We start from the raw sequence: 12,295 nt of genomic DNA, 5'->3' as shown, positions 1-12,295 counted from the left end.
CTCCGATCCATACTTCGCGCGGATCGTGGTCGGCGTCAGCCGGGAGGTCACCGCCGCCGGACTGCAACTCGTGCTACTACCCGTCCCGTCCACAAAGGACTGCCAGGCGCCGGCCATGCACTACCTGAGCAGCGGTCACGTCGACGGCGCGCTGTTCGTCAGCATGCACGGCCGCAGCCCGCTGGATCTGGACCGGATCGAGGTCCCCGTGGTCATCGGCGGACGCCCCTCCAGCGGCCAGGTCTCCTACGTGGACGCCGACAACCTCGGCGGTGCGTCACAGGCCGTTCGACACCTCATCGACAGCGGCCGGTCCGTGATCGCCACCGTGGCCGGCCCCCGGGACATGACCGTCGGCCTGGACCGACTCGCCGGCTACCGCCAGGTCATGGCCGACGCGCAACGCTCCGACCACGGCCTGGTCTTCTTCGGCGACTTCGGCCAAGCCTCCGGCGAACACGCCACCACCCGACTCCTGGAACGCCGCCCCGACGTCGACGCCATCTTCACCGCATCCGACCTCATGGCCGTCGGCGTACTCCGCGCACTACGCCGCACCGGCCGCCGAGTACCCGACGACGTCGCCGTGATCGGCTTCGACGACCTACCCATCGGCCGCCACACCGACCCCCCACTCACCACCGTCCGCCAACCCATCGAGGAAATGGGCGCACGAATGACCCGCGAACTACTCAGCCAGATCGTCGCCGGACCCTCCACACCACGCCGGGTCGTACTCGACACCGAACTCGTGCTGCGCGCCTCGGCGTGACGGTCGGCTGGACGAGCCTGTCGCCGTGCTGCCGGTCTTCGTCGCGTGGTACGTGACGAAGACCGGCACTGGCACGTCGTTGCCGATCACCTTGATCTGCAGGGGAACTCCCGTGGAGAACCGGGCCGTGGCGACAGCTGCCGGTCCGGTTCCGGCTCGGGGAGTTCGACCCGGTGCGGTCCGGGTCGAGGCGAAGGTCAGCCGCGAGGGCGTCCGGCCGGCCTGTGTGGATTCCGAGTCGGCGATCGGCTCCTGGCGGAGATCGCGGTGCTGGTCATCGGCGGCCGGTGCGCCTGGCGACAGTGGCCGCCGAGCTTCCGACGCCGCTGACCGACGTCCACGACCGCGAACTCACCCTGCGCGGCGACTTCCGGCTCGCCGATTTCCGGTTCAGGCGGGCCGACGAGGGTGACGCCCCCGGCCGGGGATCCGGGGGCGTCGGTCTCGTCCCGGTCAGCCGGCTCCGCAACTGGTGCCGTTGACGGCGTAACCGGTCGGCTGTCCCGACGAGGACCCGTTGGCCTGGAAGCCGATCGAGACGCTGGCCCCGGCCGCCAGGGTGGGCGCCCACGTCGGGGCCTTGGCCGTGACGGTGGCGCCGCTCTGGCTCACCGTCGCGTTCCAGCCGTTCACGATCTGGACGCCGCCGGGCTCCGTCCAGGTCAGGGTCCAGTTGGTCAGCGGCGAGCTGCCGGTGTCCTTCAGCGTGACGGTGGCGTTGAAACCGCCGTTCCAGCTGCTGTCGACGTGATAGGTCACCGCGCAGGAGGCAGGCGGCGGGGTGGGGCCGCCACCTCCACCCCCGCCGCCGCCGACCGGCGGGATCAGGTACGGCTGGAGTATCGACTGCTTGTTCTGGTCGACAGTTTTCCAGTCGTCCTCGAGGATCCCGCCGGTGTCCCCGGAGTCCGGGTTCCACGACCAGTAGGTGAAGCTCATGCCGGTCGGCCCGGTCCCCATGTACGCCAACAGGTTCTGCAACCAGACCTTGTCCCGCGGATCGGCCAGCGTGCTGCCGAACTCGCCGACGAGTACCGGCGCGATGTGCTGCTTGACCAGGTAGCCGAAGAAGTGGTCCCACAGCGCCGGCATGTTGGCCGGGAACGTCGGGTCGTCGAACCAGGTCTGGTGGTACACCGAGGTGGCGTACTCGTGCGCCGAGTAGACCAGCTTGTCCGGTTCGGACAGTCGCACCGGATACTGGGCGGCGGCCGACAGGTTGCCGCCCCACCAGCCGCACTGCGGATCGCCGGTGCCCGACACGCAGTCGATGCCCTCGACGATGATCAGCACGTCCGGATTGACCGCGAGGATCGCGTTGCCGGCCCGCTCGGCGGCCAGCCGCCAGTCCGTGGCGGTGGCGCCGCACCCCCAGCAGGCGCCGCCACCGCCTTGGACCGTGTGCGGCTCGTTGTGCAGGTCCATGCCGACCACGGTCGGATTTCCCTTGTACCGCTGGGCGAGCATGGTCCAGTCGGAGATCCAGCGGCTCTCCGGGTACTGCGCGGTGTACCAGAGCGGCGACTGCGCGCCGCTGTCCGGGCGGTGCTGGTCGAGCACCACCCGCATGCCCTTGCTGCCGATGTAGTTGATCACCTTGTCCAGGATCTGGATGCCGGACAGGCCGATCAGCTCCGGGTTGGAGTTGGCATCGATGCTGTTCGGCGTGGAGCCGGGGTCGAACAGCTGGTTGGAGTACGGCACCCGGACGGTGTTGTAGCCCAGGGAGGCCATCTGGTCGACCATGTCCTTGTAGTTGCGGGACCACAGGCCGTGGAAGGTGTAGTTGGCCGTCTCCGCGCCGAACCAGTTCAGGCCGGTCATCCGGACCGGCGCGCCGGTCGAGTCGACGATCTGCGAACCGACGGTGTGGTAGTAGCCGGCGCCGGTGCCCGCCGCGTGGGCCGGGCTCACCGTGGTGACGGCGAGCCCGACCACTGCGGCGACGGCGGCGAGCCATCGCTTCATGTGCACCTCATCCGAACAGATCGACGTGTACCGCGAACGCGGTCGCGATGTCCGACTGCGCCCAGAACCGGTGGTAGGTGAACGTCGGCGCCGGTCCGCCGTTCAGATACGACTGCACCTTGGACCAGTCCGGGTCGTTCTTGTAGAAGGACCGGATCGACAGGAACGTGGAGTTCGAGTTGATCGGGTCGCCGTTGGGCATCGTCCCGGTCCACCCCGGCGGCACGTACAGGCCCTGGTCGGTCGAGGCGTTGTAGGTGTCGTCGAACCGGTTGTAGTCGGCCCGGGTCTCCGGCACCGCGATGCCCTTGCTGTCCTCGTGCGTGGTCAGCGCCGTCAGCAGCGACTCGGCCACCGTCCGGGACTTGGTGTCACCGGAGCCGGCCGCGTAGTACATCAGCGTCTTGGCCAGCGAGCCGGCGACGCCGACGTCCTCGGTGTAGTCCTTGATACCCACGTGCAGGCCGGTGTTGCCGCCCGGGTTGGTGGCGTTCCACGTGTCGGGCGCGCCGGTCCAGGTCAGGTCGGACGGGATCTGGAACGACCCGTCCGCGTTGACTGTGGTGTTGGCGATGGCCCAGGGCACCCACTTGTCCAGGACCTTCTTGGCGCGGGCGTCCTTGGTCGTGTTGTAGTACTCCGCGACCCGCTCCATGCCCCACGTCTGGAAGCCGAACCACTGGTTGCTGGGCGGGTCGTGCCACACCGGCTGCTGGTCGTAGTACATCCCGTAGAAGGTCGGGTCGCCGGCCGGCGGCGTGCCGTACTGGCCGTCCCAGCTGTTGGTGGCGCCACCGGCGATCGCGCCCTCGCTGGACTGGAGCCACTGGAGGAACTCCAGCTGCCGGCCGAGGCTGGTCGCCCAGTCGCTGGGGCCGGTCGCGGAGACCGGCTTCAGGCCCGGGTCGGTGGACAGGGCGTACGCGGCCAGGGGGTTCTGGTAGCCCTGGTGCGCGGCGCCGTCGCCGATCCGCCAGGCCCACGCGCTGGAGGTGTCGGCCGAGCCGCCCCACGCGTAGTACCAGGAGATCAGGTAGTGGTCGCTGTCCTTGCCGGTGCCGGCGGCGCAGGTGCTCGCGCCGACACAGTTGCCGATCTTCTTGAAGTACTTGTCGAACATCGAGTAGCGCAGGTAGTCGCCCATCTTGGACGCCTTCTTGACGACGTCGGCGACCGCCGAGGACTTGCCCTGGGCCTTGGCCCACTGCTCGGCCTGGAAGGCCACCTGCACGGCGCGGGCGTCGGCGTCCGGCGCGTCGGTGTACTTCCACTGCTTGGCGTAGCTGGAATCCCCGGTGAACAGGTCCAGGTAGCCGTTCTTGCCGCCGAACTTCATCAGGTCGCAGGACGGCTGGGTGACGGTCTCCCACACCGACTCCTGCGAGCCGCGCTGGAAGGTGTTGATGAAGGCCGGCGTGGTGTTCGTGCCGTCCTCGCAGTGACCGAAGCCGTAGATGTTGTCCACGTCGAACAGCCAGTGCATGCCGTACACGTTGCTGGTGCCGTAGGCGGCCTTCAGCTCCGCGGCGATCGGGTCGCTGCCCACGGACACGCCGGATTGCAGCTGCGACGGGTACTTCGACGGGCTCGGGTACTCCGCCGCGTAGGTCGCCGGCTTGCTGGCGTTGTAGCCGGAGTTCGTCGGCTGGTCGGCGTCGGACGGGATGGCGAAGGTCTCCAGCGAGGCCCAGGCCGAGTTGAACGGGGCCCAGTCCTGGGTGATCCGGCCGTAGGCCGCCTCCAGCCACAGGTAGTAGCTGAACGCCTCGGAGGTGGTCTCGTGCCCGTAGTCCGGGGCCTCCACCATCAGCGTCTCCACCGAGTGGTAGGGCACCAGCAGGTTGCCGAACTTGCGGAAGTAGCCGCTGTTCGGGTCCTTGATCTTGTTGTACTCCTTGAGGAACTCCACCTGGTAGTCCGAAGTGGACTTCGAAACCTCGGTCGCGGTGACTGTGGCCGAGGCGTAGCCGGTGGCGGTGGCCGTGAACACCGCCGAGCCCAGCGCGGCGCCGCTGTCCGCGGAGGTGACGGTGACGTTCTGCGCGGTCTGCCAGTTCGACGGCGTGAACGTCAGGCTCGCCGGCGACGCGGTGAGGTTGGTGCTGCCGGACGTGCGGGCGACGGCGACGGCGACGTTGCTGGTCGGCGCGCTGGCCAGGCTGACACCGAAGGTGGCGGTCGAGCCCTGTTTGACGTTGATCGTCGCCGGCGAGGCCACGATCGTGGGCCCGGACAGCACCTTCACCGACACCGGGCTGGACGTCGTGGACGCGCCCTTGTCGTCGTAGGCCTTGGCGGTGATCGAGTAGGTGCCGGCGGGCACGTTCGTCCAACTGCCGGCGTACGGCGCGGTGGTGTCCGTGGCCAGCAGTGTGTCACCGGCGTAGAACTCGACCTTGCTGACGGTGCCGTCGCTGTCCGATGCCGTGGCGGCCAACGGGATCGTTGCCGGCGCGCTGTAGGAGTCGGTGGACTTCGGCGAGGTCAGGGACACCGTCGGCGCCTGGTTCGGCCCGGTGCACGGGGTGCCGTTCACGGCGAAGTCCGTCGGCGGCCGGTTGGCGGAGCCCTTGCTGGCGTTGAAGCCGAAGGACGTGGACGCCCCGGTCGGCAGGTTTCCGTTGTAGCTCAGGCTGCTCGCGGTGACCTTCGTGCCGGCCTGGGTGACGGTGGCGTTCCAGCCCTGCTGGACCTGCTGGCCGTCCAGGAAGGTCCAGGTCACCGCCCAGCTGGACAGCGCGGATCCGTTGTTGGTCAGGGAGACGTTGGCGGTGAAGCCGTTCGACCAGTCGTTGGTGGAATAGACGACCGTGCAGGCCACGGTCGCCGCGTTGGCTGTCGGGGTGAACAGGGCGGCGATCAACGCCGCCACGACCCCCAGCGCGAGCCGCAGTCGTCGACGCATGCGCAGGGATTCCTTTCGGCGAATGGGACTCCCGTCCCGGACGGGTAGGAGGCACCGCCCGGGACGGGAGAGGCTGGCTACTGCACGGGCGGATAGGCGTTGGTCACGAGTTGCGCGAACTGGTCCTGGAACCAGTGCCCGGACAGCGGCGCGTTGGGCAGGGCCCCGGTCAGGTTGCCGCCGTTGGCCTGCTGGCTGCCATGGAAGGTCGGGTCACACATCGGGTCCGCGCCCTTCCCCTCGTCGTTGGGGATCGACGTGCTGGCACCGTCCGACTCGCCCGGCGGCTTGATCCACACGTAGGCGTCGAAGTGCGGCGCCGGGCTGACGGTCGGCCGCTGGCCGAGCCCCGCCCCGCTCTGGTTGCACCAGTTGCCGCGGGCCAGCCGCCGGTCGATCCGACCGGAGTCGGCGTAGGTGTCCACGGTGGACCCGCTGGCGCCGGTCGGCCGGGCCGCGCCGCCCCAGCCGTTGCGCGAGGTGTCGATCAGCATGCCGATGCTGCTGGGCATGCCCGCCGCAACGAACGCGTTGTACATCGTGTTGTCGTAGTGGGACTCGTCGAAGTACGGGTTCCACTGGTAGAAGGTCGCCGAGCGCAGCGGCTGGCCGCCGACGTTCAGGTTGGGGTCGGTCAGGTACGGCTCGGTCACCGGAGTGTAGTTCGCGGTGTCACTGATGAAGCCGTCCACGCTGTTCACGCCGGCGGTGGTGCCCTTGATGGTCGACGTGATCAGGTTGACCGCGGGCTGGAGGTTGCTGTCCCAGCCCAGCCACGCCGAGTGCGCGATGTCGATGTAGTTGTAGACGTTGCTGATCGCGTGCAGCTTGTTCAGCGCGTACTGCACGCCCTGCACGTAGGCGCCGCTGGACTGGGCCTCCGCGCACTTCGCCATCGAGGTGTTGGTGACCAGGTTGGGCAGCGAGTCCGGTTCGATGATCGCCACGATGCGCAGGCCCGCGTACTTCGGGTCGGCCATGATCGACGCGATCGGGTCGATGTACTCGCTCTTGTACCGGCTCAGACCGTTCTGGCTGACCTGGAGCTCGCCGTTGGACGCCAGCGCCGCGCAGTCCCGGTCGGGCAGGTCGTAGATCACGAACTGGGCGACCACCGGGGTGCCGCCGGTGGCCTGCGCCAGCGCCGCGTCCAGATGGGCGCGCAGCCCGCGCTGGGTGTCGGTGCCGGCGATGGCGGCGATCCGGTCCAGCCACACCGCCGTGGAGGTGTTGGCCACCTTGGCCATCTTGCTGCCGAGCGTGCCGCCCGCGGCCGTCGCCGCGGCGCTGACCTCGCCCGACCAGTCGGGGTTCACGTAGCCCTTCGCGCCGGCGTACGGGTTGTCGACGTGGCTGCCGGGCGGCGGCGGGTTGCCGGTCGTGGTCGTTGTCGTGGTGGTGGTTGTGGTCGTCGTTGTGGTGGTGGGTGGCGCGGAGCCGGTGCAGGTGGTGCCGTTGAGCGTGAACGACGCCGGCGCGGCGTTCGTGCCGGAGTAGGAGGCGTTGAACCCGAAGGTCGCGGTCGCCCCGGCGGCCAGGGACTTCGCCCAGTCCGGGCTGGCAGCGGTGACGTGCTGGCCGGACTGGGTGACAGTGGCACTCCAGCCCTGTTGCACCTGCTGGTTGCCGGCGAAGTCCCAGCCGAGCGTCCAGCCGTTGCCGATCGCGTCGCCGAGGTTGGTGACGGTGACCGTGCCGGTGAAGCCGGTGCTCCACTGGTTGACCGAGTAGTCGACCTTGCAGGCGGTCGCGGCCGAGGCCTGGCTGCCGGTGGCCACCAGGAAGCCCGCGGTGAGCCCGAGCGCGGTGAGCGCGGACAGCCCGGACACCAGTCGGGTCCGCCGGGAGCTGGATGATGCGGATGCAGGCATGTGCGGAGTACTCCTCGCGGCGTTGAGGGAGTGCTGACCGATCGCTCTGGAAGCGCTTCCAGTCGCCGCCGACTGTAACGAGCCAGCAACCCGATCGGAAGGTTCCAGACTCACATTCACCACACATGCCGATGTCTGCCGTCATTCGTCGGATGCGTATTAGCCCGTTCGGTCCAGCGTCGTTTACAGCGAGTTCCGGTGGAGTTACGCTCGCGCCACTCTGGAAGCGCTCCCAGTCGGCGTCCCCCTGCCTTCGAGGAGCGACAAATGCGATTGGGCACCACCGCAGCACCCCTGCTCGCCGCGGCCTTGGCGCTGGTCGGCGTGGCCATGCCGACTGTGTCGGCTCTGCCGGCCGCGGCCGACAGCACGGTGGCCTGCAAGGTCGACTACGCCGTCAACGACTGGGGCTCGGGCTTCACCGCCTCGGTCACCATCGGCAACCTCGGCGGCTCGCCGCTGAGCGGCTGGCAGCTGACCTACACCTACGCCGGCAACCAGACCCTCCAGCAGGGCTGGAACGGCACGTGGTCGCAGTCCGGCAGGATGGTCACCGTGGCCAACCTGTCGTGGAACGCCACCGTGCCGCCGAGCGGCTCCGTCACCGCCGGCGCGAACTTCAGCTACAGCGGCAGCAACGCCAAGCCGACCGACTTCGCCGTCAACGGCAGTCCCTGCGACGGAACCACCCCTCCCCCGCCGCCGCCTCCGCCCGGCGGCCCGGCCCCCGCGCTGCGGGTGTCCGGCAACCACTTCGTCGACGCCGACGGGAAGACCGTGACGCTGCACGGGGTCAACCGGTCCGGCGCCGAATTCGCGTGCGTCCAGGGCAACGGCATCTTCGACGGCCCGGTGGACGCGGCGTCCGTCGCCGCCATCAAGAGCTGGCACGTCAACGCCGTCCGGGTGCCGCTCAACGAGGACTGCTGGCTCGCGCTGTCGGACGTGAAGCCTCCCTACGCCGGCGCGACCTACCAGAGCGCGATCAAGGACTACGTGAACCTGTTGCACCAGAACGGGTTGGTGGCGATCCTCGACCTGCACTGGACGCACGGCCAGTACACCGGCAACTCCGCCGGCTGCTCGGACGTGAACGCCACCTGCCAGAAGCCGATGCCGGACGCCCAGTACGCGCCGACCTTCTGGAGCCAGGTCGCGGCGGCGTTCAAGGGCGACGACTCGACGGTGTTCGACCTGTTCAACGAGCCGTACCCGGATCGCGCCACCGCCAACGGCTGGACGTGTCTGCGGGACGGCGGCACCTGCGCCGGGATTCCCTACCAGGTGGCGGGCACGCAGTCGCTGGTCACCGCCGTGCGTTCCGCCGGCGCCGACAACGTGATCATGCTGGGTGGCCTGGCGTACACCAACGACCTGTCGCAGTGGCTGGCCTACGAGCCCACCGACCCGCTGCACAACCTGGCCGCGTCCTGGCACTCGTACAACTTCAACACCTGCTCCTCGTCCTCCTGCTGGGACAACCAGATCGCGCCGGTAGCGGCGAAGGTCCCGCTGGTGGCCGGGGAGATCGGCGAGAACGACTGCGGCCACTCCTATGTGGACGGCCTGATGAGCTGGCTGGACCAGCACGCCGCCTCCTACCTGGCGTGGACCTGGAACACCTGGGACTGCTCGAGCGGGCCGGCGCTGATCACCGCCTACGACGGCACGCCGACGGCGTTCGGCGCGGGCATCCGCGCCCACTTCGCCTCGTTCTGACGCGGGCCGGCACCGGAGTCGCGAGGCCCCGCCGATGCCTCGCCTGGTCGCTGCATTTCGATCGCCGCCACCTGGCGCGCCCACCCACCTGGCCGACGCGGCGGTCGAAATGCAGCAAGGGCGAGGCATCGGCACAGAAGGGGCCGAGCCTCCGCGCGGAACGCGCGGCAAAGACTCAGCAGCGAGTTCCGTTCAGGGTGAAGTCGCCGGGCGCGGCGGTGTCGCCGGTGTGCGTGGCCTGGAAGCCGAACGACACCGACCCGCCGGGGGCCACGGATCCGTTGTAGTCCACGTTCTTCGCGGTCACCTGACCGCTGGCCGGGCTGATCGACGCGTTCCACGCGGAGGTGATCGTCTGCCCGCCGGCCAGGGTGAACGCCAGCGACCAGCCGTTGATCGGCGCGGTGCCGGTGTTGGTGATCGTGATGCTCTCGGTGAGGCCGGTGTTCCAGGCGTTCACCGAGTCCGTCACGGTGCAGGTGGAGTTCGGCGGCGGAGGCGGCGTGGTCGTTGTGGTGGTGGTCGTCGAGCCGCCCAGGGCCGTCGCCGTCGCGTTGTACGCCGGCTTGGGCTGGTAGTTGTTGTCGTACATGGTCGCCGCGCCCTGACCCGGGAACGCGCCGGGGATCCAGGAGTCGGCATCGCCGACGCCCCACTGGGACACGCCGACGCAGTGGCTGACCGCCAGGCAGTTGCTCACCACGGCCGCGTAGTCGGTGGCCTGCTGGGCCAGGTTCGCGCTCGACGCCGGCGTCTGCATCCGGTCGTCCAGTTCGGTCACGGCGACGTCGAGGCCCAGGGCGGTGAAGCGCTGCATGTTGGCCCGCATGCTCGACGGCACCTGACCGACGATGAAGTGGCTCTCCAGCCCCACTCCGTCGATCGGCACGCCCTGTGCTTTCAGCTGCGACACCAGCTTGTACATGCCGTCGCTCTTGGCGTTCTGGCCCTCGATGTTGTAGTCGTTCAGGTACAGCTTGGCGTTCGGGTCGGCGGCGTGCGCGGTGCGGAGGGCGTCTGCGATGTAGCCGCTGCCCATGGCGTTGGAGAAAGCGTCGGCGCGCAGGCTGCCGTCCTCGTTGAACGGCTCGTTGACCACGTCCCAGGCGTAGACCTTGCCCTTGTAGTGGGTGGCCTCGGTGGTGATGTGGGCCTCCATCGCGCCCTGCACCTGGTTGCTCGGCAGGCTGCTCACCCAGCCCGGCAACTGGCTGTGCCACACCAGGTTGTGCCCGCGCACCCGCATGTTGTGCGACTGCGCGAAGGAGACGATGGCGTCGCCCGGGCCGAAGTTGTAGCTGCCGTTGGACGGTTCTGTGGTGTCCCACTTCATCTCGTTGCCGGGCGTGACCATGTCGAACTGGGCGCCCGCGATGGCGGTGATGGTGGAATTGCTGAGGTTGGACTGGGTGAGCGCGGTGCCGAAGTAGATTCCCTTGGCCTCGGCCAGGGTCTTCAGCGCGGTGCCGGCCGCACCGGCCTGGCTGGTGACTGCGGCGAGCAGCAGCCCGCCGACGGCCAGCGCGGAGGTTACGGCGAGCCCAGTGGCGGTTTTGGACACAGTGGTCCCTTCTTACCGTGCGGGATGGGGTTTCTACGGCGCGACGGCGCGGCCGGTCTGCGGCGAGATCCGCCCGGCGCACAGGCCGCGGGCGGCGAGCCCCTGCGCGATGCGGGGAATCGCGGCGAGGGTGTTGGCCGGCCACTCGTGCATCAGGATGATCTGGCCGTTGGTGAGCCGGGCGTTGGCCTGCACGATGGCGTCGACGCTGGCGCCGTTCCAGTCCTGCGAGTCGACGTCCCAGATGATCTGCGTCAGCCCGTACTTGGCCTCGACGGTCCGCAGCGTGGCGTTGGTCTCGCCGTAGGGCGGCCGGAACAGCTTCGGCGTGCCGCCGCCGGCGGCGGCGATCGCCTGCTGCGTGCGGGACAGCTCGGAGTCCATCTGCGCCTGGCTCTCCTGCGTCAGGTGCGGGTGGGTGTAGCTGTGGTTGCCGATCCACATGCCGGCCGCGGCCTCGGCGCGGACCTGCGCCGGATAGGCGGCGGCGTACTGGCCCTCGTTGAACATCGTCGCCCGCAAGCCGTTCTGTCGCAGGGCGTTCAGCAGAGCGGGCGTGTGCGCGTCGGACGGACCGTCGTCGAAGGTGAGCCCGACATAGCCGTTGCAGGTCGCGGCCTGCGCGACAGCCGGCGTGAACATGGTGGCGGCGGTCAGGCCCGCCGCGAGCAGCAGTGCGGTCCTTCGCATCGCGGCTCAGCTCACCGAGATGGACGAGTTGCCGCTGCTCTGGTAGCCCTCGGTGGCGAGGATCATGTAGTACCGGAAGCTGCCCAGGTTCATGCCGGCGCGGGCCCACGCGTCGAAGTGGTTGCCGGTCGTGATCGTGCCGCCGGTTCGCCGGCTCTGACGGACGCTCCAGTACTGGTTGAACGTGCGAGTGCCCTCGACCGACGGGGCGTTGTACCGGGTCGTCTCGTAGATGTCGTACGTGCCGCCGTCGCTGCTGACCGTGCCCTTGTACGTGCCGGTCGGCCGGTACGAGCCCCAGTTGTCGACGATGTAGTACTCCACGAGCGGACTGGACGTCCAGCCGTAGAGCGACAGGTAGGCGTTGCCGGACGGCGAGAAGCTGCCGGAGTAGTTCACGGTGCGCCGGCCGCCGTTGCTCCAGCCCTTGCCGGCGACGAAGTTGTTGACGTTGCTCCACGACGTGCGGTAGCTGCCGCCGCCGGACAGCGTCATCGCGACGTAGCCACCGCCGGCGGTCCAGAACGAGTAGTAGTACCCGTTGTTGGTGCCGGTCTGGTTCGTGGTGATCGTGGTGTCCGCGTGCGCGGTGGCCGGCAGCGCCAGCGTGGACGCCGCGAGCAGCGCCCCCGAGGCGAGCAGGCCTCGGCGACTGATCGGAAACGGGGGAAAGTGGTCCATAGCGATGTTCCTCCTCATCGAGGAAGCCGTGTGATGTCGAGCAGTGTCGACCCGGTCACATCGCGTGGGCAACAAGTTTCGTTGATATTTCGGGAATCCTACGTCCGGTCCACAGTGGACTCGGAATT

The 12,295-nt window shown here is 68.9% G+C and carries 9 protein-coding genes; 3 read left to right on the top strand and 6 right to left on the bottom strand.

Annotated features, from left to right (window positions below):
- A partial coding sequence (locus BCF44_RS47810; RefSeq protein ID WP_116181233.1) for a LacI family DNA-binding transcriptional regulator occupies positions 1-772 on the top strand: 772 nt, incomplete at its 5' end.
- 287 nt (positions 773-1,059) lie between these two features.
- Entirely contained in the window at positions 1,060-1,254 is a 195-nt protein-coding gene (locus tag BCF44_RS47805) for a hypothetical protein (RefSeq protein ID WP_116181217.1), read from the top strand.
- Here BCF44_RS47805 and BCF44_RS47800 read toward each other — a convergent pair.
- The 3 genes from BCF44_RS47800 to BCF44_RS47790 all read right to left on the bottom strand — a co-directional run bounded on the left by BCF44_RS47800 (position 1,226) and on the right by BCF44_RS47790 (position 7,516).
- The gene (locus BCF44_RS47800; RefSeq protein WP_116181232.1) at positions 1,226-2,740 is read right to left on the bottom strand and encodes a cellulase family glycosylhydrolase; all 1,515 of its coding nucleotides are present in this window, start codon (positions 2,738-2,740) and stop codon (positions 1,226-1,228) included. The two genes, BCF44_RS47805 and BCF44_RS47800, sit on opposite strands and share 29 nt — an antisense overlap.
- A 7-nt stretch (positions 2,741-2,747) precedes the next feature.
- The gene (locus BCF44_RS47795) at positions 2,748-5,645 is read right to left on the bottom strand and encodes a glycoside hydrolase family 48 protein (protein WP_116181216.1); all 2,898 of its coding nucleotides are present in this window, start codon (positions 5,643-5,645) and stop codon (positions 2,748-2,750) included.
- A gap of 77 nt (positions 5,646-5,722) precedes the next feature.
- A complete protein-coding gene (locus BCF44_RS47790) occupies positions 5,723-7,516 on the bottom strand; it encodes a glycoside hydrolase family 6 protein (protein WP_116181215.1) in 1,794 nt (597 codons plus the stop codon).
- A 267-nt stretch (positions 7,517-7,783) separates the two neighbouring features.
- Here BCF44_RS47790 and BCF44_RS47785 point away from each other — a divergent pair, with 267 nt between their 5' ends.
- Complete coding sequence (locus tag BCF44_RS47785; RefSeq protein ID WP_116181214.1) at positions 7,784-9,235, top strand: cellulase family glycosylhydrolase; 1,452 nt, start codon at positions 7,784-7,786, stop codon at positions 9,233-9,235.
- Positions 9,236-9,410: 175 nt separating this feature from the next.
- Here BCF44_RS47785 and BCF44_RS47780 read toward each other — a convergent pair whose 3' ends face one another.
- Genes BCF44_RS47780 through BCF44_RS47770 form a run of 3 tightly spaced genes read right to left on the bottom strand, consistent with a single transcriptional unit; the run spans position 9,411 to position 12,167 of the window.
- Entirely contained in the window at positions 9,411-10,796 is a 1,386-nt protein-coding gene (locus tag BCF44_RS47780) for an endo-1,4-beta-xylanase (protein WP_116181213.1), read from the bottom strand.
- A 33-nt stretch (positions 10,797-10,829) separates the two neighbouring features.
- Complete coding sequence (locus BCF44_RS47775; protein ID WP_116181212.1) at positions 10,830-11,486, bottom strand: polysaccharide deacetylase family protein; 657 nt, start codon at positions 11,484-11,486, stop codon at positions 10,830-10,832.
- Between the two features lie 6 nt (positions 11,487-11,492).
- Complete coding sequence (locus tag BCF44_RS47770) at positions 11,493-12,167, bottom strand: glycoside hydrolase family 11 protein (RefSeq protein ID WP_116181211.1); 675 nt, start codon at positions 12,165-12,167, stop codon at positions 11,493-11,495.
- Positions 12,168-12,295: the final 128 nt, after the last annotated feature.

Origin of the sequence: Kutzneria buriramensis (genome assembly GCF_003387475.1) — a bacterium.
GTDB classification, from domain to species: domain Bacteria; phylum Actinomycetota; class Actinomycetes; order Mycobacteriales; family Pseudonocardiaceae; genus Kutzneria; species Kutzneria buriramensis.
Note: the sequence above shows the minus strand (reverse complement) of the source record. Positions and strands in the feature narration are given on the sequence as shown.

Excerpts from the sequence above, each read along its gene's own strand:
- BCF44_RS47800 (WP_116181232.1), bottom strand. The coding sequence starts at position 2,740 with ATGAAGCGATGGCTCGCCGCCGTCGCCGCAGTGGTCGGGCTCGCCGTC.
- BCF44_RS47795 (WP_116181216.1), bottom strand. The coding sequence starts at position 5,645 with ATGCGTCGACGACTGCGGCTCGCGCTGGGGGTCGTGGCGGCGTTGATC.
- BCF44_RS47790 (WP_116181215.1), bottom strand. The coding sequence starts at position 7,516 with ATGCCTGCATCCGCATCATCCAGCTCCCGGCGGACCCGACTGGTGTCC.
- BCF44_RS47785 (WP_116181214.1), top strand. The coding sequence starts at position 7,784 with ATGCGATTGGGCACCACCGCAGCACCCCTGCTCGCCGCGGCCTTGGCG.
- BCF44_RS47775 (WP_116181212.1), bottom strand. The coding sequence starts at position 11,486 with ATGCGAAGGACCGCACTGCTGCTCGCGGCGGGCCTGACCGCCGCCACC.
- BCF44_RS47770 (WP_116181211.1), bottom strand. The coding sequence starts at position 12,167 with ATGGACCACTTTCCCCCGTTTCCGATCAGTCGCCGAGGCCTGCTCGCC.